The organism is Microbulbifer mixtoriginis (SeqCode), from assembly GCF_052467705.1.
The window spans coordinates 38626-62500 of the sequence record NZ_CP174322.1; the positions used below are offsets into that span (position 1 = coordinate 38626).

The window sequence follows — 23875 nt, forward strand, 5'->3', positions numbered from 1 at the left end:
AAGATTTAACGCCCAGAGGCCCCCAGTGATAGAGAATCTGCGCAATATTGCGATTATTGCCCACGTAGACCACGGCAAAACCACCCTGGTGGACAAGCTGCTGTCCCAGTCCGGCACACTCGACCGTCGCGACGAAGGCGCCGAGCGGGTCATGGACTCCAATGACCAGGAGAGAGAGCGCGGCATTACCATCCTCGCCAAGAACACCGCCATTCGCTGGAACGACTACCGCATCAACATCGTCGACACCCCAGGGCACGCCGACTTTGGCGGTGAGGTAGAGCGCGTACTGTCCATGGTCGACTCCGTATTGCTGTTGGTAGATGCGGTGGATGGCCCCATGCCGCAAACCCGCTTCGTTACCCAAAAGGCGTTTGAGCAGGGCCTCAACCCCATCGTGGTGATCAACAAGATCGACCGCCCCGGCGCACGCCCAGACTGGGTGATGGATCAGGTCTTCGACCTGTTCGACAGCCTCGGCGCCACCGATGAGCAACTGGACTTCCCGGTTGTTTACGCCTCCGCTCTGAACGGCATCGCCGGCCTCGACGATACCGATATGGCCGACGATATGACGCCGCTGTTCCAGATGATCGTGGACAAGGTTGAGCCGCCCAAGGTAGACCCAAAAGGCGCCTTCCAGATGCAGATTTCCGCCCTGGATTACTCTAGCTATGTCGGTGTTATCGGTGTTGGCCGTATCACCCGTGGCACCCTGGCCCCCAACCAGCAGGTGGTGGTACTGGACCGCGAAGGCAACTCCCGCAAGGCCAAGGTTCTGCAGGTGATGGGCTACCTGGGCCTTGAGCGCACCGAAGTGGAACTGGCCAGCGCCGGCGACATTGTGTGTATTACCGGTGTGGGCGAACTGAATATCTCCGATACCCTGTGCGACCCAGACACTCCGGAGGCCCTGCCGGCCCTGAGCGTGGATGAGCCCACCGTGAGTATGACCTTCCAGGTGAACGACTCGCCTTTTGCCGGCCAGGATGGCAAGTTCGTTACCTCGCGCAATATCAAGGAGCGCCTGGATCAAGAGCTGATCCACAACGTAGCCCTGCGCGTTGAGCAAGGTGATTCCCCGGACAAATTCCGCGTATCCGGTCGCGGCGAACTGCACCTGTCGGTACTGATCGAAACCATGCGTCGCGAAGGCTTCGAGCTAGGTGTCTCCCGTCCGGAAGTGGTGCAGAAAGAAGTGGACGGCGAGATCCAGGAGCCCTACGAAGAGGTGGTGATCGACGTTGAAGACCAGCACCAGGGCCCGATTATGGAAGAGCTGGGTCTACGCAAAGCCGAACTGACCAATATGGAGCCGGACGGCAAAGGCCGTGTGCGCCTGACCTTTATCGTGCCCTCGCGCGGTATGATCGGTTTCCGCAACCAGTTCCTGACCCTGACCAGCGGCTCCGGCATCATGACCAGCATCTTCGACCACTACGGCCCGGTAAAACAGGGTGAAGTGGCCAAGCGCATCAACGGCGTACTGGTATCCATGGTGAACGGCAAGACTCTGGCCTACGCTCTGTTCGCCCTGCAGGACCGTGGACGCCTGTTCCTCGGCCACGGCGAAGATATCTACGAAGGCCAGGTTATCGGTATCCACTCCCGCGGCAACGACCTAGTGGTAAACCCCACCAAGGGTAAGCAGCTCACCAATATTCGCGCCGCCGGCACCGACGAAGCCCTGACCCTCACTCCGCCCATCCGCCATACCCTGGAGCAGGCGCTGGAGTTTATCGAAGAGGACGAGTTGGTTGAGGTGACTCCCAACCATATCCGCATACGCAAAAAAATCCTGCAGGAAAATATGCGTAAGCGCACGAAGAAATAATTAAAATTTTCTTCAGTTTAAAAAGGGCCCTATAGGGCCCTTTTTTATTTTTCACACTTGGTGACAACCTACACCGAAAACTTAAGCAATCTAGAAAAAATACTTTATCCGGGCAGCCAGCGCTTATTGCTATTTATTTTTGGAAAGCGCTGACAGCGACACCTAGGCAACTGCCCTTGGGTATTTTCCAGACCAATACCATTTTTATTTTTTTTGCTCACATCATAAAAATTAATTCTTAAATAACTCTAATAATTCGACCATCACCACCAAGTATTTATCACATTACCCCTATGTGATAGAAACTGATTTTATCCTGTAAAGAGCGGTTTACATCTTGATTCTTTCACTTTTCTTGCACAATTTGTCGGGAAAAATGAGTTAGTTACGATGGGGCTCTCAGTTTCAGATGGAACTTTTATCCCCCAGTTTTTTTCCAACTTCCTCAACTATAAAGTTTAGTTCTATAACGCTAAGTTTCATCGTAATTAAGGCCCATGGGAGGTCACTGTAATGTTTTCTTTCCTGCAATTTCAGGATCGAACAGGGATGTTAGTGGGGTGCCGCAATGAGCGCGGATTTGGATTAAAAAAAGTAGCAACGCTTGCTGCGGCATTCGTGCTGAGTGCCAATGTCAGCGCCCAGGAAACCAAACGTGTTTCCGCTTACTGGGCCGACTGGGAGTATTGGGCCGACTCCTCCTTCACCCACGACAATGTGGATTTTTCCAAACTGACCCATGTGCAATACGCCTTTGCCTGGAATGACGAAGAGGGCACCATCTACTTTACTGATCCCTATGTCTTTTACGGAATGGGGGCTCAATCTTTCTCCGGCGGCGCCGGCAATGGTCCGGTCAAGTGCTCACCGCCGTTCTGGCATCCCTACAGCCAGTACGATCCAAGCAAGCAGGACGCAGTCTGCCAGAGCTGGAACGATCACGAATCCGGTTTCGTAAAGTCGGTACACGACGATGGTGCCAAGGCGATTCTCTCCGTAGGTGGCTGGACTCTCTCCCATAAAGTCTCTGAGATGATGGAAAGCGCCAACACACGTGCAGCATTTATCGAAAATGCGGTAACCCTACTAACCGACTGGGACTTCGATGGACTCGACCTCGACTTCGAATATCCGGGCTATGCACCCAACGGTGGCCGTTCGATCGACAAAGAAAATTTCACCACACTACTGAAGGAGCTGCGTGCGCGCTTCGATGAAGTCGAAGCCGAGACCGGCAAGCGCTTGGAGCTAACCGCCGCCGTCGCTTGCGGCCCATCGATTGCACAAGAAGGCTACGATTTTGCCGAGGTCGGTGCAACGCTCGACTACGTCAACCTGATGACCTACGACTTCGGTGGCGACTGGGATTCAGTAGCCCAGCACACCTCGCCACTTTACCCCTATGCCGGCCAGGTCAACGAAGGCTTCGACGCGGACAGCTGCCGCAATATGTGGATGACTGAAGGCAATATCCCGTCAGAAAAAATCATCCTGGGTATGTCTCACTACGGCCGCAGTGTCGCCGGCGCCACCGCGATCGGCGAAGCCGCATCGGGGCAGGATGTCGCTCACTGGGGTTCCGACACCGAGACGCGTTACTACCAGATCGTTGAGAAAATGCAGAGCGACGCATCATTCCAGACCGCCTATGACCCAGAAGCAGTCACTCACTATGGGTGGTTCCCAGATGGCGGCTTCATTTCCTTCGAGGACACCACCTCAATCGCCGAGCGGTCCCGTTACGTGGTCGAGCAAGACCTGGGCGGTGTAATGATCTGGCAGCTCCGGGGCGGTATGCTGCGCGAGAATAACCAATACCAGTATCCACTTCTGGATGCGGCGCTGGAGGTCTTCGGGCAAGGCGGATCGAGCTCTGGGGATGATGGCAACGGAGACACTGGAAGTACTGGCGACACGGGTGATACTGGAAATACCGGCGACAGTGGGGATACCGGGGACACCGGAGATACGGGTGACACCGGCGATAGCGGCAACACAGGGAATACTGGAGACACTGGCGATAGCGGCAGCACCGGAAACTCTGCCTGCGAGGCGTTTGAGCAGCCCTATGCTGGCGATCCAGGCTATGCGGTCGGTGATGTTGTTGTCTTCGAAGGTGTCGCCTACGAATCCACTCATGCGCCAAACTGGTGGTCTCCGAGTGCGGCACCATCGCTGTGGAGTGAAACCACCTGTCAAACAAGCGGCGGCGACTCTGGCAACGATTCCGGTACAGGGTCAGGCGATAACAGCGGCACCAATAATGGATCTGGCGACAATACAGATAACGGTTCCGGTGACAACACAGACGGAAATTCTGATGGCAACAATGGCGATGAGGGCTCGGCAGATTCCTGCCCAGTGTTCCAACAGCCCTACGCGGGTGATGCGGGCTACGAAGTTGGCGATAAGGTAACTTTCGAAGGCCAGGTATACGTCTCTACCTTCGGACCCAACTGGTGGTCTCCGGCTGCAGCGCCGCAGTACTGGGAAGCGAGCTCCTGTCAGTAAATATCTTTAAGATTTTACTTTTCCAGGAAATAAAAGGGCCTTCGGGTCCTTTTATTTTTTACATAAAATATTCAGACCTTTTTCTTAGCCCTCCCTTTTCAGACCTCAGCTTCCAACCCTTTTCTTCTCCACACTCTGTTGCCTAGGCACCATTAGCCCAGCTTTTCAGCCAATCACGGTAGTGCCTGTAAGCTTCAGGATTAAAATTTTCAGAACAACTATTCATAAATCCATGAGAAAACTGTGTTTTATGTAAAGTCACCATCGGTATATTGGAGAGTTCGCGGGAGAACTCCAAAACATTAAAGGAGGGCTCTTTATTTGCCAGAAAAAAGTCTACACTTCGGGTTGGCCTCTCATTGAGAAGATAGCGAACCCTGGAACCATAGAAGCAGGCTGTTTTTTTAATAAATTCAGCTTGATCACTACAGGCTAACATCCAAGCGACGGTTGCTCCCACACTAAATCCCAGCAGATTATAACTATAACGCTGCTCTTTAATGTAACTGCTTACATAGGAATAGTACCTTTCCAGGCCGCATTCGTTGATAAAATATTTATATGCATCCCCCTCGATCTCAAAGTTCATCTCACTACCGGAGTATGGATCCAGGATTGTATAATCCTCAAAAGTTCGCAAACAAAGGGCGTCCAAGGCTTCTGTCCGCCCCCAAATATCAGAAACAACAATTACCTTCATTAATATTAATACCTTGTAGTTTTTACAATTTCCGAGGCAGCTGCCTTCCCGACAACAATAAATTAAAACTAAGCCCCATGAAGATACTTAAATTTAATGAAAGCACCAAAAAATCAAAGGTACTTGCTATTCACTATGCCAAAAAACTCGAAAATAACCTTCTTCTAGAGTTTGTATCATCCAGAAAAGAAATAGAGTCCTCTGGGGAAGCCACCCTAGTAGCCCTGGGATTTTGGGATATGACCGACTTGTCAATTGAAGACCATGCCAGTCATAAATCCATTGAAGGTGTTGATAATGTCGAGTTTTGGATGCACAAACTTTTTAACAAAGTGTACGATTATATGGTTAAAAACCCAGTGGCAAGAAATATCTAACAAGAGATAATCGATCATCAGATTCATTTAAACTGACTTAACCGCCAGCCATCCGAATTTGCTACAGGGTATAATTTCAGCTCCAGGAATCAACCTGGAAATTTGTACCCTGCTGTAATGAGAGGACTCCACACCTTTGTCTGTAAGAATGGAGTTCTCTGAAACCCGCTTTATACCAAAACCAATTTTCTGATAAAACACCACTCTTTCTTCGATAGATTGTTCTGAGAAAACGCTTACAATCAATTTCCCTTTACGCTGGCATACGCTCTGCATTACTTCGATGACTCTACTCGCTGGGTAAATATTACCAACCGTGTTATACATAGATATGGCGATAGAGTACCTACGCTCCGATGTAAATGTCTTGGCATCTGCAAGTAAAAATTGAAGGTTTCTTATTCCTTTACTCAAATTTCGTGCACTCGCAATATGCCCATGGTCATTATCTATTCCCAATCCGAGTTCAAGACGATCGTTTAATAGCCTGAGATGACGACCATTACCGCAACCAAAATCTATAAGCGTTGATCCCTCGGAAACCAGATTTCTTAGAAAACGATTCTCCTCATCAAGATAATTACCCAAATCAGAGTATTTATATACCTTGCGAATAATGTCATCAATTTCGTATGGAACCGACTTAATTGCCATGCAATAACACATTAAAATAACTTCACTGCTTTTATTTTAAGGTGTCTATATCACTTTTCTGAGAGCTACAGATACACTTTACTTTTACTTGAGAAAACGCTTCAACCCTGTATCAGGATGACAGCCCTGATAAAAAGCCCGCCCCTTGCCATGCGGCACTACTGCCACTTCGTGACTCAACAAAAGTTGCATCCCAGAGGCGAAGCGACTCGCATAACACTGCGCAGCCGCATAAATAGCTTTATGGGTAGGGTGGTGATGTACCCAGTTTTCCAAATCCGCCAGGGATGCAAACCAAGCAATAGTTTCAGTGTCCGGCCTGCCCAGTGCAGGATGCTCATCATTTAACAGGCGAGCACTAAGACAGCACGATTCTATTGGGTTTGACTGCAAATAATGCACCCCCTGTTCATACTCGGAACACAGAGATTCCCGGTAGGCATGCCGCTCCGCGGAACTGGCTGCCGAGTACCCTTGAACTGTACGAATCATACATAAATTACCGGGAAGAGATATTTCTGTATCTGACTGTTTCCCAACCGGTATTGCCCGCAAGGTTTGCAGTTGACCCGGAAGCCCATCATTCTCCGCCGCACTAATTCGATCCCGCATCGCACCCCAGTAAGCGTGTTCATGCTGCTCACAAATATCAAAGTGGCGAAAAATCCCCCAGTCAGCCACAGGTGTGGAGGAAGATACTTCAAAGTGTGAGCGTGGAGCGGCTAACGCCTCATACCAAAATCCCGACTTACTCTGAATAATTTCCCGTAACTCAGTAGCTTCTTCCCTAAGCCATTTCCCCATTGATTCATCGTTGTCCCAATAGGCTATAGCAATATCGTTATAAGCTCCCTGAACATCGATGTGTCCCGCCCGCTCAAAGTGCAGCAAGCCTTTAGCACTGGATAAAAACCTGGCCAACAATCGGAATAGCGAATCGTCACGTTGTCCACTCGCAAACTGTAAGCCAACCTGGCACTGGACATACCAATGGTTAGAGGGAAGCTCTAGCTCCCATGCGGGGTAGGGAGGCTTGAAATTCACGGGGCGATTTTTCAAGCTTTATTCTCTCCTCGATCTCAGCTTTGTAAGTGCCTAACTTCTAGTTAAGGCACAACTTCTTCAGCCTTCTTCAAGGGCATTGTGAAAAGGCTTAATTAGTCCTTACTAAATAAGCACGACAGTACACTTTTGCGATCAGGTAATCTCACACCGTGTAGAAACGCCGCTCAACCCTCTCCCACTCTCCAAGAGCGGCGGGAGAATGTAAACAAACCGTCAGTTGATCAAATTCACCAGAATACTCATTGAGAACTTCCAGGGCCTGGTGTGCGGAAATGGCATGGGGAAATCGATTGGTACCCGCACCCAATGCGGGAAAGAGAATTCGCTTCAACCCCTTCTCCCTCGCAAGGCACAATACACTCTCATAACAGCGCCGTAGCTGGCCAATGGCCAAAGCGCCCCATTGATCACCACTGCTCCACTGCGGCGTAACCGTGTGCAGCAGATAATCCACCGGCAGATGATAGGCGTTGGTTAGCCGCGCCTCACCAACGGCACACTTCAGTTGCCTACCACACTGAGTCGCAAGCTCAACGCCACCCTGTGCATAAATCTGCGCCGAAAGGCCGCGCCCGCGAATAAGATGTTTGTGCGCGGGGCACACCAGTGCGTCCCCACGTAATGTCAGGATATTGCCCCAAGTCAGATGAATTTGTGTCACGGTTTCTCAGTTCTAACGTTTGCTTTACAGATACTGTAGCTCGCGGCTTTGGTCATCGGGCGAATCCTCCTATACTCGGCGCAGCTTCACTCTGCCGGTGAATTAAGTGACAGGAATCGCGCTTACGACCGACGGAAGTTGCAGTCTGTACAGGAACAGAGACGACTATGAACTCAGGGTATAACAAGCATCACACCGCACTAAACACACCTGTGGCGGAGCTGGAGCGCATCGACCTGCGCCGCCGTATCATGGCCTCCTCCTACATGTTAATTTTTGCCATGGCGGTAACCGGTGCCATGGCGGTTATCGCCCTGAGCGCCGCCGATATTCTGCAGGCCACGACCCTTTCCGCCGCCGCAGTAGTGATACTCTGCTCCTATGTCACCATCAATGTGATGGGTCCCAGCCAAAAAACACCGCTACTGGTAGGCATTCTTTTATTGGTACTCTACTTTTATCTGCTGTTATCCGGTGGGGTTAACAACACTGGCCTAATGTGGGCGGTGATGTTGGTGCCAGGATTTATCAATTTATACGGCTATAAGACCGGCACAGTGGCGCTGATCGCCATCGGCCTAGTCACCGCTACGGCTCTTTTCTACCCGGACTTCCCCGGCCTGAAGGCGGAATATGACACCGCCTATCGCGCACGTTTTATTGCGGTTTTTGGCGCTCTTACCGCTCTCACCGCACTACTCGACAGCAGTCGCCACCACACCCAACAGCTACTCGAACGCCTCACCGGTGAACTGGAAAAAAGCGCCTCCACCGATGCCCTCACCGGGCTGGCGAACCGCCGCGAGGCCTACCGGGCTATCCACGATATGGAACGGCGCAACAAGGAGTTACAAGGCCGATACGTGATACTGATTGGCGACCTGGACAACTTTAAAAATATTAACGATACCTACGGCCACGGCTTTGGCGACCGCATTTTGCAGGACGTAGCGAAAATCCTCGGGGAAAACACCCGCGCAGAAGATGTTGTTGCACGCTGGGGCGGAGAGGAATTTCTGCTGCTGTTGCCCAATACCGATGTGCGCGGCGGCAGGGTGCTGGCAGAAAAACTGCGTCGCAAGGTCGAGGCCCTGAGCCGCCGCTACGTACAGCCGGTAAAAGTTTCCATCAGTTTTGGCGTGGTAGAGGGGAGCGGCAACCCTCACAACCAACTGCTGGCGGAGGCAGACAAGCGTATGTACCGGGCAAAGAACAGCGGCCGCAACCGAGTAGTAGCCGCCTAGGTCAAGTGATAAGGTCGCGCAGGAAGAAGCCTACGGCGAATGCCAGTGCGGCGGCACCGCCTCCAAATACCAGGGTCTTGAAGCCCGCCATCCAAACCTTTTGGGAAAATACCAGGCCCTTGCACAGACCGATGGCAAAGAAGGTTAAAGCCGCCAGAATAACGCTGCTGTAGAACTGTTGTGACGAGTTCAGTGGCGAGAGAAGGTAGGGTAACAGCGGCACGGTGCCCATGCCAATAAATGCGAAGAAGGTCACCAAAGCACTGCCCAGAGGTTTGCGTTTGGTGCGGCTGATACCGTATTCCTCCGCCAACATGGTCTCAATCCATAGCTGGCGATTGGCGGTAATGGTAGTGACGATCTCGTCCAGCACCTGCCCGCGAAACCCCTTGCGATGGAATATCTGGCGAATCTCCTCTCGCTCCCCCTCGGGTACCAGTGCGATATGCTCGCGTTCGATACGCGTGGCCGCCGCAGCTTGTTCACGCTCCACGCTGACGGCCTCGTAATTGCTCACCGCCATACTGAAGCCATCCGCAATCAGGTTGGCGAACCCCATGACCAACACTACCGACTCGGAAAAACCCGCACCGAAGGCACCGGCCACTATGGCAAAGGTGGTAACGCAGCCATCGATGGCCCCCAGAACAAAATCGGAGACCCGTTGAGATTTCGGCTCTCGCCCCAGGCGGGCGTGGATCCGTTCTGGGCGGTGCTCCTCCAGCAGCTCGCTCCGGGACAGCGCTCCCTTTTGCTCACGTCCCGTCATAGCAGAGGCCCAGCAGGAGCACCTGACCGGGATTTACAGCGGAGCGATAAAAGCCGGGGACTCGCGTATTCATACCACGCATAAACACCTCATAGTCCCCTGTCCGATTTCCGCTCATTGCCTTGGCCCCGGCCAATCCAGTTTATTTCACGATAAAACTGCCCCTATCGACACCGGTATTTCCGGTTTTAGCGTCATAAGCGTAAACCAGAATTTCGTAGACGCCGGGTAAATCCGTGGCGAAGGGCGCACTAAAGGTATTCATAGTGTCCTGGATTTTCAGTGGCACTGTGGCAAATTCGCCTCCATTTCGCTTCACTATTGCAGTGACTTCAATCTTGCTGCCATCCCATAAGCCACCATCGGTGAAGGAACAGCCACACATCATCACCACATTGGCGCGGATCTCGAATGGACTCTTATCCAAACCGGTGTAAAGGTGAGTCTGAGGACTGAGCAGGTCCACCACCATGCCGGGGATTTCCACAATCAAGCCCTCACCACCAATAGGCTTGCCGGGCACCAACCAGGTCTGGGTCTGCGCCACCACGCGGGCCTGTTTTTTGATGTAAGGGGCCAGAACCTCAATGGTAAGGAAAACTGGCTCAGTAATATCCAGATTAGCGGTGAATTTAGCGGCCCCCTCGGCAATAGGCACATAGCGCTCACGCGGGGTCTTCATGATCTTACCAGTATCGCCGGTGCTCCCCTGGGTCAAGCCCTGTGCGAGAATTTCTCCAGTATCTGCCACACGGATAATGACCATGGCCCCCCCAATGGAGGAACCGATAAATTTGGCATCCTTAGCTTTGGCACGCACGGTAATTTCGGTAGAAACCACCTTAGTATCCGTCTTGGCCCAAAGTGGAACAGCAACTAATTGGGCAATTAAAAAACATAAAATAATAATAATTTTTTTCATACTCAGCCTTTTTTTAAGTTCTAATTCCTTCCATAAGCTAGACACCTTACTTCCAACAGGTGATATCAAAAGACATTCTCCTCTTTGGGGCCATATAAATCAAAACCAAACGATTTTCAAATTAGGTATAAATTTTACATTACAATAGTTTTCGCGGTGAGAAAGGTGCATTGCTTAAGGACTAGTTACTGAACAAACATGGTTTCTTTTTATGTTGAAACTAGCCGGTCAGCTAACAAAAAAGCTATTCTTCACCTTAACAGCTTTATCTGGAGCTTACGCTCTTACGGCCTATATTTATAACAAATGCTTTCCTCAGTCAGTCACCTTTAACAGAGAATTTATCTCAAAAAGATTTGTTAGAAACTTAGATCATCTACAAGATAAAGACACAATCAAAGTACTAATCATTACGGGTGGGGGCGTTCGCGGACTTATCCCCCTCTATGTCCTGCAATATATCGAGAAAAACCTAGGAAAACCGATTAATGAAGTATTTGATGTTTTTGCCGGAGTATCCACTGGAGCCGTTATAACAACTGGAATCAACATCCCAGGTACTGCTATTCCAGACCACTATGGCAAGAATATTTCTCACCTAGACTACCTAATCAATATTTATAAAGATGAAACGACTTATATCTTTAAATCCCCCTGGTATCACAAGCTGCTCACCGGGGCTGGGCTCTTCTCACCAGCCTATTTCGGCCGACGCCTACATGAGATCATGGAGAAATACTACACAAAAGATTTAAAATTTAATGATTTAGATAACTACGTTATTATTCCAACATTAAACATAGATAGCGGAGAAATCTTTTTATTCAAAAATCGAGGAGGTGCGGCCCTAGATTTACCCACAAACAGCCTATACCAATTGGTAACAGCTGCAGCTAGTGCCGAGACGGCTTTCCCTCCAGTCTCTTTTGAATCGATGAAGTCCAACGGTCAATCTTCCTTCAAAATTTATCCAGCAGATAAGGATAAGGATAAGGATATTTGTTGTGTTTTTGCAGACGCGGCTATAGCTATAAACAACCCGTCTAGTTTAATTCTGAGAGACATTATTCATGACTTCCCAGAAAAAAAATACTACATACTGGTCTTGTGCTCTGGATATCCAAAACTACTAAGCTCAAGTATGAAGTACCACTCGCTGAGAAAATGGGGACGCATTCACTGGGCTCATGATGCTTTTACCAACATGCAGCGCTCTATGGATAAAAACCAACTTTACACTTTAGAGATTGCCAAAATTCTTTCCCAAAAGGGGCGTATCGAATACGATTTTCTCAACGTGGATATTGACCAACCTTTCGTGGGCATATTCGACTATGACCTGTTGCATCACCTAAAATATTATTCAGAAAAATTAATCAACGAGAATAAATGCAGCATAAGAAACATTATCCGACACCTCAGCCGCATGGATTAACGTCAATCTTTAAAAACTAAAAAGCTGAGAAAATCTTAAGTCAACCTAATCATTCCGGGAAAACAATTCTTTAACTCCCACCACCCCATATAGTTTATTATCAAACTTTCCCAACTGTTTTGGCTTGAAAATTTACCCAGCAGTTCCGATGCACTCTTAAGGTTTAATGAATAATGAGAGCTTTAATTTTTTCTCTCTGGCCAAAAAATTAAAAAACGGGGAAGGTAAGAGTCACCCTCATAAAAAAAGCCGGGCAATGCCCGGCTTTAATTCAATAACCAAGTTAGCTTTTAAGCGCTCTTAATTGAGTCTACCCAAGCAGTCACTCGGCTCTCCAGGACTGGGACCGGCAGTGCACCGCCACCCAGTACGGTGTCGTGGAAACCGCGGATATCGAATTTGTCGCCCAGCTGCTCCTCAGCCTGCTTGCGCAGCTCCTGAATCTTCAGCATCCCGATCTTGTAGGCGGTAGCCTGACCCGGCCACACCAGATAGCGGCGTACTTCGGAGCGCACGGCTGTTTCAGGAATCGCGGAGTTTTCCAGGAAGTATTCTACCGCCTGCTCCTCGCTCCAACCCTTGGCATGCATGCCGGTATCCACTACCAAGCGGATAGCGCGCCACATTTCTGCGGTCAGATGACCAAACAGGTTGTAGGGGTCCTCGAATGCACCCATCTCCTTAGCCAGTTTTTCAGAGTACAGGGCCCAGCCTTCGACATATACGGTGAAGTGCGCCTGGGTACGAAACTGTGGGATATCCTCCAGTTCCTGCGCGATGGAAATCTGCATATGGTGGCCGGGGTTGCCCTCGTGGTAAGCCACAGTTTCCATATCTGTCGTGGAGTAGGCGCTCATGTCAGACAGGTGCGCATAGTAGATGCCAGGGCGAGAACCGTCTGGAGTGCCCGGGTAGTAGTGCTGGGCACCACCATCCTGCTCGCGGAAAGATTCCACCCGCTTAACCACCAGCTCAGCCTTGGGCAGCAGGCCGAAGTAGTCCGGCAGTTTCTTGGTGATGTCGTCGAGGAAAGCCGTGGAATCATCCAGGTAACCCTGGCGGCCTTCGTCAGTATTGGGGTAGTAGAACTGGCCATCTTCACGGATAAAGGTGAAGAACTCCTGCAGGTTGCCCTCGTAGCCCACCTGCTTCTTGATGGTCTCCATCTCGCTGCGAATACGCGCTACTTCCTTCAGGCCGATATTGTGGATTTCATCGGCGGTCAGGCTGGTAGTGGTGGTATTTGCCAGGCGCTGGTTATAGTAGGCCATACCATTCGGCAGACTGCTGGCACCCTGAGGCTCTGCAGAGGCCTTCTGCACATCTTTCTCCAGCCAGGTAATCAGGGTCTTATAGGCTGGCAGGAACTCAATCTCCAGGGCCTTGCGCGCGTCTGCGGTCAGCTTATCGGCCTGCTTCTGGTCAATCTTGCCGGCTTCCAACAGTTCAGCGACTTTGCCTTTGGCTCCGGCCCATAGGGGGGCGTCCTCACCATCGGTGAAGGGAGCACCGTCGATCAGCTTGCTGGACTGCTCGATCGCGCCCTCGTAAGCGAAGCGCGGTGGGCGAATGCCCTCTTTGGCAGACTGCTCAGCGCGCTCGCGCAGCTGATTGATAGCCCGGGAAATACCGCCGATACGGGCGATATACGCCTGCATATCCTCGATATTGTCCACCTTGTGGAAGTTCAGCAGAAAGTTGGGCAGTTGCGACTGCACGCCGCCCATCTGCTCGAAAATATAGCCATGGCGCTTAAAGGGCTCGGCGGCTTTGGCCTGATCAAACTGGTAAACCCAGATATCGTAGGACGTTTTCCCTTCTTGACTCAGCTTGTCGTAGTCGAAGTTCTTCTTCAGCTCTGCAACGGCCTTTTCCATCCAGGCCAGCTGGCGCGCCTCAGCGGCTTCGCTCATATCGTCGATCTGGTCGTACTGCTCCTTGCGGCCGAGATAGGACAGCTGCATGGGGCTGAACTGCAGCTGCTCTTCGTAACGCGCATCCAGCCATTCGGTCAGACGCTTGGTCTCAGCCACCGCATCAACGGTTACAGGAGCCTCGGCAACGGCACTTTGAGCTTTGTCGGCATTCGCTCCTGCTTGAGCGCTCTTATCGCCCTGACAGCCCGCAAGGATAGCGACAGCCAGCAGGCTGGGGATCAAAGGGTTGTTCAGCTTAATCGGCATTTTCCTATCTCGGTCAAAAGTTGTACAAAAAAACGCCGCTAACTTTGACACGAAATCTTTGAACTGTCGATTCGGGCTCTTTCAAACGCTATATCTGCGCGTCGAGACGAGCAGTCTTGTGAGGATTCCGCCTAAGATGGCGGACCATTGGGACTCTGTGTTATGTCTTCGTCTCGGGGGAGCTGGGATCGGGCCACTCGGGCTTCTGCACAATATGCAGCTCCCGCTGGGGGAAGGGGATCGTTAAACCCGCGCCCTCCAGGGCGGGTTTCAAGCGCTTCATGAGAGTCCAATAGACATCCCAGTACTCAACAGTCGGTGTCCAAATCCGAACTTGCAGGTTCACCGCACTATCCCCCAGTGCGCGAACCGCGAAGCTCGGCTGCGGCTCCGATAGAATTCGCGGTTCATCTGCCACTAGTCGGCGCAATACTTGTATACCCGCCTCGATATCGTCTCCGTAGGCGATGCTCGCCACTATTTCGACACGACGAGTCTGATTGTGGCTGTAATTGGTGAGAGTCTGTCCCCAAATGGTGCTGTTCGGTGCTGTAATTCGCAGGCCATCGCTAGTATCCAACGCAGTGGTAAAAAGACCCACCTGACGCACTGTGCCCATGGTCTGGCCAAACTGAATCACATCGCCGACACGAAAGGGGCGCAAACTCAGCAAAATAAAACCGGCCGCAATATTTTGCAGGGTATCCTTTAAGGCCAGTCCCACCGCCAAACCGGTGGCACCGAGTAAGGCGATCAGACTCGTGGTATTGATCCCAAACACATCCAGAACCACCAGCGCCCCGACAATATAAATGGCCCAGGTCGCAATATTGCGCAGCACCGGCACCAGTGTCGCATCGAGCCGGCTGGTTAATCGATTTATAGCGCTTCGCGCCAAGTGGCCCACCCCCAGAGTCACTGCAATAACCAGCACTGCGGCCGCAATCCGTAAAAAGCCAGCAGTGAAAAGGGGCCAGTAACTTTCACCAATACCATCAAGACTCATAGGGGCCTCCTGTTCATTGGCAAACGCGCTGATAATAAAGATCGGAACCGACTAACCACAGCGGTTATTTACTTTCTAAAGTAGTCCCGCCGCCTCGGCTTCATCCAGGCAGCGCTGACGCGCAGGGCAAGTGTGCAAATGGTCATTAACCATCCCCGTGGCCTGCATATGAGCGTACATAATGGTAGAGCCAACAAAACTAAAGCCAGCTTTTTTAAGCGCTTTACTCATTACATCAGATTCCGCTGTACTGGCCGGTACCTGCTTGAGGGAACGGGGTTTATTCACGATCACCTTGCCGTCGGTAAATTGCCAGAGAAAGTCAGAGAGTGTTTGCCCTTTCTCTCGCAGTGCCAGAGTTGCGCGGGCATTTTTAACCGCAGACTCCACTTTGAGACGGTTGCGTATGATCCCCGGGTCCTGCAGTAACTTTTCAATCTTACGCGGCGTATAGCGCGCAATTTTTTCTGCATTGAAATTATCGAAAAGACGGCGATAGTTTTCCCGCTTATTTAATACGGTTATCCATGACAACCCGGCCTGGGCCCCCTCCAACAGCAGAAACTCAAACAGGGTGGCCTCATCGGTTACCGGGCGACCCCATTCCTCATCGTGGTAGCTTTGATATAGCGGGGTGGACAGGCACCAGCCACAGCGTTTCTCTTCCATAATAGGTTCCTAAAACTTATTTTCCTTAATCTCAAGCAGTGACGGCGCTCGGTAACAATACCGAGCACAGCCAGCAAAAAGGAGAGGACCAGTGCTATTGGGCTCCGGAAAAGAAATAGTGCTGAATCAATTGCAGAACCAACAACAAGGAAACCAGGATAAAAATAATATTACTGCGATTCACTTTATCTCCAATAATTTTTGCTCTACTAACCAGTCGCGACATTCGCACAACATGGCATCCAATGTCACCTCTGATTGATAGCCGAGTTCGCGTTCTGCCTTGGAGCTGCTAGCTACAACCCGGCGCGTCACCAGGGTGGCCTTTTCCGGGGTAATTACCGGTTCCTTACCACTCACACGCGACCATACATCAGAGAACCAGGCGATAGACTGAATAACGAAGGCGGGAGTTGTACGCTTCGGCACAGGCTTGTGCAGCAGCTCGGCTATCTTGCCAAAAAATTCCAGAAAACTGGCATCGGTGCCGGCAAGGATATAATTCTCTCCACAGCGACCCTTTTCGACCGCCTCGATATGCGCCCGAGCCACCGCCCCGGCATGACAGAAAGACCCCCAACCCGGCGGCACGCCAGGTAATTGGTTTTTATCGATTAGAAAAAATGTCTGCGCCCAACTACTGGTATCGAATTTCCCCACGATTGCACAAGGATTGAGAAATACCGCATCCAATCCCTTGTCGATCTCTTTGCGTACCGCTATTTCTTCACGCTTCTTGGTATACAGATAATGATGGCGGGGATCGTCTGCACGCTTTTCGCTCTCTTCGGTGATCGTATCCCTGTGGTAACCGTAGGCGGAGATCGAACTGGTCACGATCATACGGCCAACATTTTTCTCCCTCGCAACCTTTGCAATATTCGCCGCCCCCTCCACATTGTCCTTCCACTGCTGTGCATTGCCACCGCGCCACATACTGGTATTGGCCGCCATATGGAAAAGGGCATCGACATCGTCAGGAATAGCTGAGCGCAGTGAGTCTGAATCGTTCAGGGAGGCCTCAACCAGCTCCACCCCCATGTTGCGCAGCCTCTCTGTGTTGGAGGTCTTGCGATGCATGGCAGTTACCCGCCAGCCATCGGTTTTCAGTTGCTCGACAAGGTTGGCACCGAGGAAGCCGCTGCCCCCGGTCACGAATGCATGTTTCATAGATCCACCGGATGATTATTTTTTGTTATTCATACCCAGTGATAGCCTCTGCCAAGACTTCCACACCCCGGGAGGGTAAACCGCAGGTAGTACTACAATCTCGACAAGGTGGGCTGTGCACCAACACTGTTGCTGATGCAGCCCCAGGGTTAAACCCAATCCGCAGTGTCTGAACGGGGGCACCAACACGGCCCCCACTATCTACACATTGAGTCGATGGGAAAGGTTACTCGATTTTCATTCCCAGCTGGTGGGCGAGGAAGCTCCATTGGTTGGCGAAATCCTCCACCTGCATCCATACCGGCTTGCCGGCACCGTGGCCAGCCCGGGTCTCCACCGCGAGCCATATCGGCTTTTCACAGCCCTGGTCCCGCTGCAGGGCGGCCGCAAACTTGTAGCTGTGCCAGGGCACTACACGATCATCGCGGTCGGCGGTGGTGATCAGGGTGGCAGGGTAGCAAGAGCCCTCGCGGGTATTATGAACCGGAGAGTATGCATGCAACGCCTTAAATTCCTCGCGGTTTTCGCTCAGACCATAGTCACTGGACCACTGGCGTGCGTTGGCGGAAGCGGTGTGGTAGCGCAGCATATCGAGCACACCCACTACCGGCAGTGCCGCGGCAAACAGGTCCGGACGCTGCACCAGGGTCGCGCCGGCGAGTAATCCACCATTGGAGCGCCCACTGATACCCAGCTTCTCTGGAGAAGTAACTTTCTCCGCGATTAGCCACTCGGCTGCGGCGATAAAGTCATCGAAGACATTCTGCTTCTGGGTCTTGGTACCTGCTTGATGCCAGGCATCACCGTACTCGCTACCCCCACGCAGGTTGGCCAGCGCCAGGGTACCGCCCATATCCAACCAGCCCACAAAGCGGTTGTAAAAGCGTGGCAACTGAGCAGAGTTGAAACCACCATAACCATACAGCAGTGTGGGGTTGGAGCCATCGCGCTTCATACCCTTCTTATGCACCAGGAATAAAGGTACACGGGTGCCGTCTTTGCTCTTATAGAAGTGCTGGCTCACGGTTAAGTCAGAGAAGTCTGCAGCGTATTTCGGCTGCTTAAATATTTTGCTTTCACCGGTCTGCACATTCAGGTGATAAATACTCGGTGGGGTAATGAAATTGGAGAAAGAATAAAAGGTCTCCACTTCATCCGGCTCACCGTAAAAACCCTTCACAGAGCCCACGCCGGGCAATTTCAGCTCGTACTGCTTCTTACCATTGATGTCAGTCACCAGCACTCGCGACTTGGCATCTTTTAAATAGTGCAGCACAAACCGGTCGCCAATATAGCTGGCACTCTGCAGGGCGCTGTCTGCCTGCGGCACCAGGTCACGCCAGTATTTCCGTTGTGGCTTCGCCAGGTCGATCGCAATTATCCGACCCAGCGGTGCGCCCGCACTGGTCTCGAAGAAGAAGGTACTGCCCTTATTACCGAGAAACTGATAGAGGCCATCCCAGTCATCCAGCAGCTTGATGACTTTGCCGGTGTCATCGCGTAAATCGCGATAGTAAAAGCCATTGGAATCATAACCATCGAAAATGGTGAACAGCAGATAATTGCCATCATCGCTTACCTCTGCATCAGGATTGCGAGTGGGATGGTCGGTAATACGGTATACCAATTGGTCGCGCTCCTGGGAGTCTCCCAGGCGATGGAAATAGACAGCGACCTGCTTGCTATCATCGGCACTGCCATCCTTGTTGAATGGGTAACGACTGTAATAGAAGCCCGACTCATCTGGGGCCCAGCTGGCATCACTGAACTTGATCCCAGTCAGTTGCTCCTTTAGGTCCTTGCCGGTCTTTAAGTCGCGAATACGGTAGTCTGTCCAGTCCGTGCCACCATCGGAAATACCATAGGCCAGGTAACGCCCCTTGGGGCTGACCTTAAGTCGTTTCGCTGCGATGGTGCCATCCTCACTCAAGCTGCGTGGGTCCAGCATAGGCTTGCCATCCTGGGCAAGCTCCCCGGCGCGGTAGAAAATGTTCTGATCCCAGTCGCCGTTGTTGTAATCGTAGTAGTAGTTATCACCTTTCTTATAGGGCACGCCATAGCGCTCGTAGCGCCACAATTCAGTGAGGCGATCGTTGATCTTCTGCCAGCCTGGCAGATCCTTCAGGCGAGGTAACGCATGCTTGTTCTGTGCCTTGACCCACTCCTTAACCTCTTCATTAGACATGTCCTCCATCCAACGAAAGGGGTCGGATACCTCAACACCGAAGTATTCATCTATGTGCTCAATAGTCTGACTCTTGGGGTAGGTTTCCACCGCCTGCACAGCGGCTGTGGCCAGAGCCCCAACCAGGAGTGCCATTAACTGTTTCTTCATACGGTATTCTCGGTTTCTCTGCATGAATCAGTCCGCTAATCTAGGCGATTTACTCGCAGGGTTCCAGAGAGACAGAGAGGTCTGAGATGAAAGGATTAATCCAGCGGGTCAGCCAAGCCCGCGTAGAGGTGTCTGGCCAGTCGGTGGCTGCTATTGAGCACGGTATACTCTTGCTGTTGGGAGTGGAGTCTAAAGACAACCGTGAGAGCGCAGACAAATTACTGCATAAGGTACTGAATTATCGGATTTTTCCCGATGAAAACGGCCGTATGAACCACAATGTGCAACAGGCCGCTGGTGGGCTCCTTGTCGTAAGCCAGTTTACCCTAGTCGCTGAAACTGAACGCGGCCTTCGACCCAGCTTCAGTCGCGGCGCCAGCCCACAACATGCCGAGGGCCTGTACGATTATTTTCTTGAGCGCGCTAATGCCGAATTTACACCGGTAGCCAGCGGAATCTTCGCCGCAGATATGCAAGTGTCTCTTCTCAATGACGGCCCGGTTACCTTTATGCTGGAAACCTAAAGTCCTTAAGAGCTTCATTCTCCAAGTCTGAAGTGCTGGGGCAAATCCTCGTAAACTTATTAAGTAAAAACTGCATTTTTATAAAATCGTCTCACTTGAGAGATTCCACCACCAAGGAGAAAAACCGCATGCGGTTAACGGTAACAGAAGATATTTATCTGGAATTTCTACAGGAGAAAGATTCCCAGGAGCTTTTTTATCTAATAGAAGATAACCGCCCACTTTTGGAAAAATATTTGTACTGGGCAAAGTCTGTACAGGATATGGAGTCGACCAAACAATATATTTGCCAGCGTATTTATAGTAAACACAATGGCTCTGCCTGGTACAAGATCATTTTTAATGACCAACTCTCTGGAATAATCGGTGTCAAAGAAATTGATCAGAAAAACAAGAGTGCCGAAATTGGCTACTGGCTCTCGGCTCACTGCCAGGGCAAAGGTGTAATGGCGAAAGTTGTGGCGAGGATTTGCGAAGAACTAAAAAGACAAGCTGGTGTAGCCCAGATAAAAATACACTGCCTTTCTGAAAATACCGCTAGCATTGCGGTTGCAAGACGGGCCGGTGGAATCCACAGTAGCACCATCCCCGCATACCTTACGATCGATGGAAAGTCCCAGGATCTAATGATCTACACCGTCGCCCTCTAACAACATCCACCATTAAAAAATATTATATAGAATTTACTCGGGCTGAATCGTTACCGGACTCCACTCCAAGCCATCAGCCCCCTGACCAGCCTTAAAAATTCTCTTGATTTCCCACTTGTCGGTATCTATTTCGACCACCTTCCCGTCTCTCTGTGATCCGGCATATAGATACTTACCATCGGGGGTAAAGAGTAGTGAAGCCGGTTCCCGTGCAGAGGCAGCGCCCAAGTCAATACTCTTAAGCTCTTTGCGGGTTGCCGCATCGTAAATCACCACCCGGTTTCCCTGTAGATCCGCAACTGCAACCAGCTTCCCTTCGGGATGGAAACTGATGCGAATGGGAAGGTAACCAACATCAATGACATCCTTCTTTTTTAAACTAGTCGTGTCAAAGATGAAAATATTTTTTGAGCGATTATTACCTATCCATAGCTCTTTCCCATCGGGACTGACCCATACCGCCTCAGGACCATCACCGGCCGGAAGAGTCTTTTTTAAGGTCATAGTGTCCGTATCGATCACGCTGAAAGTATCCGAGCCACGACTGGTGACATATGCAGTTTTAGTATCCGGAGATAAAGCCAGCAGGTGGCTTCCTATCTGGTCTGTTGATACAGAACCGAGTACCTTGCCTGCGACAGTATCAACCTTAATCACATCATGAGTTTCTTCAGTGGTCACGATAAGGTCATCACCACTTCCCAGCCAAGCAATACCATGAGGGCCCATATGCGGGCTAATATCGATAATGCTCAAGCGTTTGCCCGTAGCCACATCAAAGACATTTAACTCTTCGCCAACGTAGCCATCTTCCAAATAGGAAACCACCACAACCTTTGATTTATCCGGGGACAAAATAAGTTCGTGTGGGGAGCCACCAGTTTCCGTTCGCTTGATTTCCTTCCCATTTTCCAAGTCAATAAAGCTGACTGTCCCTTCATATTTATTTCCCACTATTAGGGTACTCGCAAAAGTGAAACTACCCAGAAACAGGCTCAGGAGAATTAGGCTAGAAAGAATCGACCAACGCATTAGAGCTCCTCACCACTTGGTCCCAACTGGAAGTTATTCACATGGCACAACTATTTAGGCGCCTATGGCCTGTCAGTATAGTTAAAAGTGCAAGACACCCTCTGGCTAGGGTCTAGAAACAGGCTCTGACTGTATAGTTTTATAAGCTCTAGTGTTATTTGAGCTAATTACTAACAGAATCCATGGATAGAGCTGTGTATAACTCAGGGATATCCATGCTCAGGCCCCTGTTTCCGCGGGGCCCTTTTCAACGGGTAAAAAAACACCAGCCATTTATCCACTTTCCACCGCTTGGCGTTATTAACAGAAAGTCTGGATAGACTTGTGCATAACTGCGGTATATCCGCGCCAGGCCCCGTGGTTGCACAGGTTCATTAAAACGTGCAAAAAATCACCGGTATTTTTATTGGTATTTCTGCGCCGTTTTTTTCAACGCAATGATTTTTCTAGGTTAAAGAGCACTTTTTAATTTCAGGTGTTTTTTTGGTGGTGCTTGAGGTGCAGATTAAATAAAGCGCGTTATTTTTTTGTATTTCCATTTTTTCCTTACAGAAAAAATTTAAGAAAGTGCTTTATTTATAGGAGGGAAGGCTCCTCGGAGCTTTTTAGAGCCTGCGCTTTTTTCATTGGCTTTTAGCGAGTTGGATTTTTCGGCGGGAGTGTTGCGAGTAAAAATTCGATTGGGCTTTTTATTTTTCTGTATTTTGAATTTATTTTTTATTCTCTGTGTTTATTTTTTTATGCATTCAATTTTTTTGTACATAAAAAAAGGGCCACCCTGTTGGGTGGCCCTTTTCGGATTAGAAGCCTGACGATGACCTACTCTCACATGGGGAAGCCCCACACTACCATCGGCGATGTTGCGTTTCACTTCTGAGTTCGGCAAGGGATCAGGTGGTTCCACAACTCTATTGTCGTCAGGCAAACTGGCTTGGGTTGGCGTTGGTCTTATAAGCAATTTTGCTTAGCCTGCCGTGTTATCGCTGTTTGCCTCGGTCATGTTGGTGACCGGCGATAACCCCAAATAAGTCGGTAAAACAATCTGTAGTAATACACCGCAAGCGATCATTGTGTGTCTTTCATTCCACAATCCGCTAGCTTAGCTAGTCGTTAGTAACCATCTCTGTTGTATGGTCAAGCCGCACGGGCAATTAGTACTGGTTAGCTCAACGCCTCACAACGCTTCCACACCCAGCCTATCAACGTGGTAGTCTTCCACGGCCCTTTAGGACTCTCAAGGAGTCAGGGAAATCTAATCTTGAAGGAGGCTTCCCGCTTAGATGCTTTCAGCGGTTATCCCGTCCGAACATAGCTACCGGGCAATGCCACTGGCGTGACAACCCGAACACCAGAGGTTCGTTCACTCCGGTCCTCTCGTACTAGGAGCAACTCTTCTCAAATTTCCAACGCCCACGGCAGATAGGGACCGAACTGTCTCACGACGTTCTAAACCCAGCTCGCGTACCACTTTAAATGGCGAACAGCCATACCCTTGGGACCGGCTTCAGCCCCAGGATGTGATGAGCCGACATCGAGGTGCCAAACACCGCCGTCGATGTGAACTCTTGGGCGGTATCAGCCTGTTATCCCCGGAGTACCTTTTATCCGTTGAGCGATGGCCCTTCCATACAGAACCACCGGATCACTATGACCTACTTTCGTACCTGCTCGACATGTCTGTCTCGCAGTCAAGCGCACTTATACCATTATGCTCATTGCATGATTTCCGACCATGCTGAGTGCACCTTCGTACTCCTCCGTTACTCTTTGGGAGGAGACCGCCCCAGTCAAACTACCCACCATACACTGTCCTCGATCCGGATAACGGACCAGAGTTAGAACCTCAAACATACCAGGGTGGTATTTCAAGGACGGCTCCACAACAACTAGCGTCGCTGCTTCAAAGCCTCCCACCTATCCTACACAAATAGGCTCAAAGTTCAGTGCAAAGCTGTAGTAAAGGTTCACGGGGTCTTTCCGTCTAGCCGCGGGTACACTGCATCTTAACAGCGATTTCAATTTCACTGAGTCTCTGGTGGAGACAGCGTGGCCATCGTTACGCCATTCGTGCAGGTCGGAACTTACCCGACAAGGAATTTCGCTACCTTAGGACCGTTATAGTTACGGCCGCCGT

Annotated in this window: 20 protein-coding genes and 2 rRNA genes (1 of these 22 cut by a window edge); 7 read left to right on the plus strand and 15 right to left on the minus strand. The window is 50.7% G+C overall.

Features of this window, described 5'->3' with window-relative positions:
• The first annotated feature begins 25 nt into the window (after positions 1 to 25).
• Together typA and ACJJIB_RS00220 are read left to right on the plus strand one after the other, a co-directional pair.
• Positions 26 to 1834 carry a translational GTPase TypA gene (typA, locus tag ACJJIB_RS00215; RefSeq protein WP_252083725.1) on the plus strand — a complete coding sequence of 603 codons (1809 nt, stop codon included), beginning with the start codon at positions 26 to 28 and terminating at the stop codon, positions 1832 to 1834.
• Between the two features lie 513 nt (positions 1835 to 2347).
• Positions 2348 to 4345: a glycosyl hydrolase family 18 protein gene (locus ACJJIB_RS00220; protein WP_444887484.1), complete on the plus strand. Its 1998-nt coding sequence runs from the start codon at positions 2348 to 2350 to the stop codon at positions 4343 to 4345.
• 142 nt (positions 4346 to 4487) lie between these two features.
• On the opposite strand, the gene ACJJIB_RS00225 is transcribed toward ACJJIB_RS00220, so the two are convergent.
• On the minus strand, positions 4488 to 5045 hold the full coding sequence (locus ACJJIB_RS00225; protein ID WP_444887485.1) for a dienelactone hydrolase family protein: 558 nt from the start codon (positions 5043 to 5045) through the stop codon (positions 4488 to 4490).
• Positions 5046 to 5122: 77 nt separating this feature from the next.
• Here ACJJIB_RS00225 and ACJJIB_RS00230 point away from each other — a divergent pair, with 77 nt between their 5' ends.
• Positions 5123 to 5422 carry a hypothetical protein gene (locus ACJJIB_RS00230; protein WP_444887486.1) on the plus strand — a complete coding sequence of 100 codons (300 nt, stop codon included), beginning with the start codon at positions 5123 to 5125 and terminating at the stop codon, positions 5420 to 5422.
• 27 nt (positions 5423 to 5449) lie between these two features.
• Here ACJJIB_RS00230 and ACJJIB_RS00235 read toward each other — a convergent pair whose 3' ends face one another.
• The 3 genes from ACJJIB_RS00235 to ACJJIB_RS00245 all read right to left on the minus strand — a co-directional run bounded on the left by ACJJIB_RS00235 (position 5450) and on the right by ACJJIB_RS00245 (position 7802).
• On the minus strand, positions 5450 to 6076 hold the full coding sequence (locus ACJJIB_RS00235; RefSeq protein WP_444887487.1) for a class I SAM-dependent methyltransferase: 627 nt from the start codon (positions 6074 to 6076) through the stop codon (positions 5450 to 5452).
• An 84-nt stretch (positions 6077 to 6160) separates the two neighbouring features.
• Entirely contained in the window at positions 6161 to 7135 is a 975-nt protein-coding gene (locus ACJJIB_RS00240) for a phenylacetaldoxime dehydratase family protein (protein ID WP_444887488.1), read from the minus strand.
• 148 nt (positions 7136 to 7283) lie between these two features.
• Positions 7284 to 7802, minus strand: a complete 519-nt coding sequence (locus ACJJIB_RS00245) for a macro domain-containing protein (protein ID WP_252083731.1) — start codon at positions 7800 to 7802, stop codon at positions 7284 to 7286.
• Positions 7803 to 7969: 167 nt separating this feature from the next.
• Here ACJJIB_RS00245 and ACJJIB_RS00250 point away from each other — a divergent pair, with 167 nt between their 5' ends.
• Positions 7970 to 9046, plus strand: coding sequence for a GGDEF domain-containing protein (locus ACJJIB_RS00250; protein ID WP_444887489.1), 1077 nt, complete (start codon positions 7970 to 7972; stop codon positions 9044 to 9046).
• A 1-nt stretch (position 9047) separates the two neighbouring features.
• Here the strand turns inward: ACJJIB_RS00250 and ACJJIB_RS00255 are convergent, their stop codons facing one another.
• From ACJJIB_RS00255 to ACJJIB_RS00265, 3 genes are read right to left on the minus strand one after another with little or no spacing between them, the layout of a single operon-like run.
• Positions 9048 to 9815 carry a VIT1/CCC1 transporter family protein gene (locus ACJJIB_RS00255; RefSeq protein ID WP_444887490.1) on the minus strand — a complete coding sequence of 256 codons (768 nt, stop codon included), beginning with the start codon at positions 9813 to 9815 and terminating at the stop codon, positions 9048 to 9050.
• Entirely contained in the window at positions 9802 to 9933 is a 132-nt protein-coding gene (locus ACJJIB_RS00260; protein WP_444887491.1) for a hypothetical protein, read from the minus strand. The genes ACJJIB_RS00255 and ACJJIB_RS00260 overlap by 14 nt, the downstream gene beginning before the upstream one ends.
• A gap of 24 nt (positions 9934 to 9957) precedes the next feature.
• Positions 9958 to 10737 (minus strand): hypothetical protein, encoded by a 780-nt coding sequence (locus tag ACJJIB_RS00265; protein WP_444887492.1) that lies wholly within the window; start codon positions 10735 to 10737, stop codon positions 9958 to 9960.
• Between the two features lie 211 nt (positions 10738 to 10948).
• On the opposite strand from ACJJIB_RS00265, the gene ACJJIB_RS00270 reads away from it, so the two are divergent.
• Complete coding sequence (locus ACJJIB_RS00270; RefSeq protein ID WP_444887493.1) at positions 10949 to 12172, plus strand: patatin-like phospholipase family protein; 1224 nt, start codon at positions 10949 to 10951, stop codon at positions 12170 to 12172.
• Between the two features lie 290 nt (positions 12173 to 12462).
• Here the strand turns inward: ACJJIB_RS00270 and ACJJIB_RS00275 are convergent, their stop codons facing one another.
• The 5 genes from ACJJIB_RS00275 to ACJJIB_RS00295 all read right to left on the minus strand — a co-directional run bounded on the left by ACJJIB_RS00275 (position 12463) and on the right by ACJJIB_RS00295 (position 19559).
• The gene (locus ACJJIB_RS00275; protein WP_444887494.1) at positions 12463 to 14355 is read right to left on the minus strand and encodes a DUF885 domain-containing protein; all 1893 of its coding nucleotides are present in this window, start codon (positions 14353 to 14355) and stop codon (positions 12463 to 12465) included.
• Between the two features lie 160 nt (positions 14356 to 14515).
• Entirely contained in the window at positions 14516 to 15361 is an 846-nt protein-coding gene (locus tag ACJJIB_RS00280; RefSeq protein WP_444887495.1) for a mechanosensitive ion channel family protein, read from the minus strand.
• A gap of 75 nt (positions 15362 to 15436) precedes the next feature.
• Positions 15437 to 16030, minus strand: coding sequence for a DNA-3-methyladenine glycosylase I (locus tag ACJJIB_RS00285; RefSeq protein WP_444887496.1), 594 nt, complete (start codon positions 16028 to 16030; stop codon positions 15437 to 15439).
• Positions 16031 to 16210: 180 nt separating this feature from the next.
• The gene (locus ACJJIB_RS00290) at positions 16211 to 17200 is read right to left on the minus strand and encodes an SDR family oxidoreductase (protein ID WP_444887497.1); all 990 of its coding nucleotides are present in this window, start codon (positions 17198 to 17200) and stop codon (positions 16211 to 16213) included.
• A gap of 226 nt (positions 17201 to 17426) precedes the next feature.
• Positions 17427 to 19559: a prolyl oligopeptidase family serine peptidase gene (locus ACJJIB_RS00295; protein ID WP_444887498.1), complete on the minus strand. Its 2133-nt coding sequence runs from the start codon at positions 19557 to 19559 to the stop codon at positions 17427 to 17429.
• A 62-nt stretch (positions 19560 to 19621) separates the two neighbouring features.
• Here ACJJIB_RS00295 and dtd point away from each other — a divergent pair, with 62 nt between their 5' ends.
• Complete coding sequence (gene dtd, locus ACJJIB_RS00300) at positions 19622 to 20059, plus strand: D-aminoacyl-tRNA deacylase (RefSeq protein ID WP_444887499.1); 438 nt, start codon at positions 19622 to 19624, stop codon at positions 20057 to 20059.
• A 128-nt stretch (positions 20060 to 20187) separates the two neighbouring features.
• A complete protein-coding gene (locus ACJJIB_RS00305; protein ID WP_444887500.1) occupies positions 20188 to 20709 on the plus strand; it encodes a GNAT family N-acetyltransferase in 522 nt (173 codons plus the stop codon).
• 33 nt (positions 20710 to 20742) lie between these two features.
• On the opposite strand, the gene ACJJIB_RS00310 is transcribed toward ACJJIB_RS00305, so the two are convergent.
• From ACJJIB_RS00310 to ACJJIB_RS00320, 3 genes are all read right to left on the minus strand, one after another.
• Positions 20743 to 21741, minus strand: coding sequence for a YncE family protein (locus ACJJIB_RS00310; RefSeq protein ID WP_444887501.1), 999 nt, complete (start codon positions 21739 to 21741; stop codon positions 20743 to 20745).
• An 806-nt stretch (positions 21742 to 22547) separates the two neighbouring features.
• Positions 22548 to 22663: ribosomal RNA gene (gene rrf, locus ACJJIB_RS00315) — 5S ribosomal RNA — on the minus strand.
• A gap of 208 nt (positions 22664 to 22871) precedes the next feature.
• Positions 22872 to 23875: ribosomal RNA gene (locus tag ACJJIB_RS00320) — 23S ribosomal RNA — on the minus strand (it continues 1876 nt past the right edge of the window).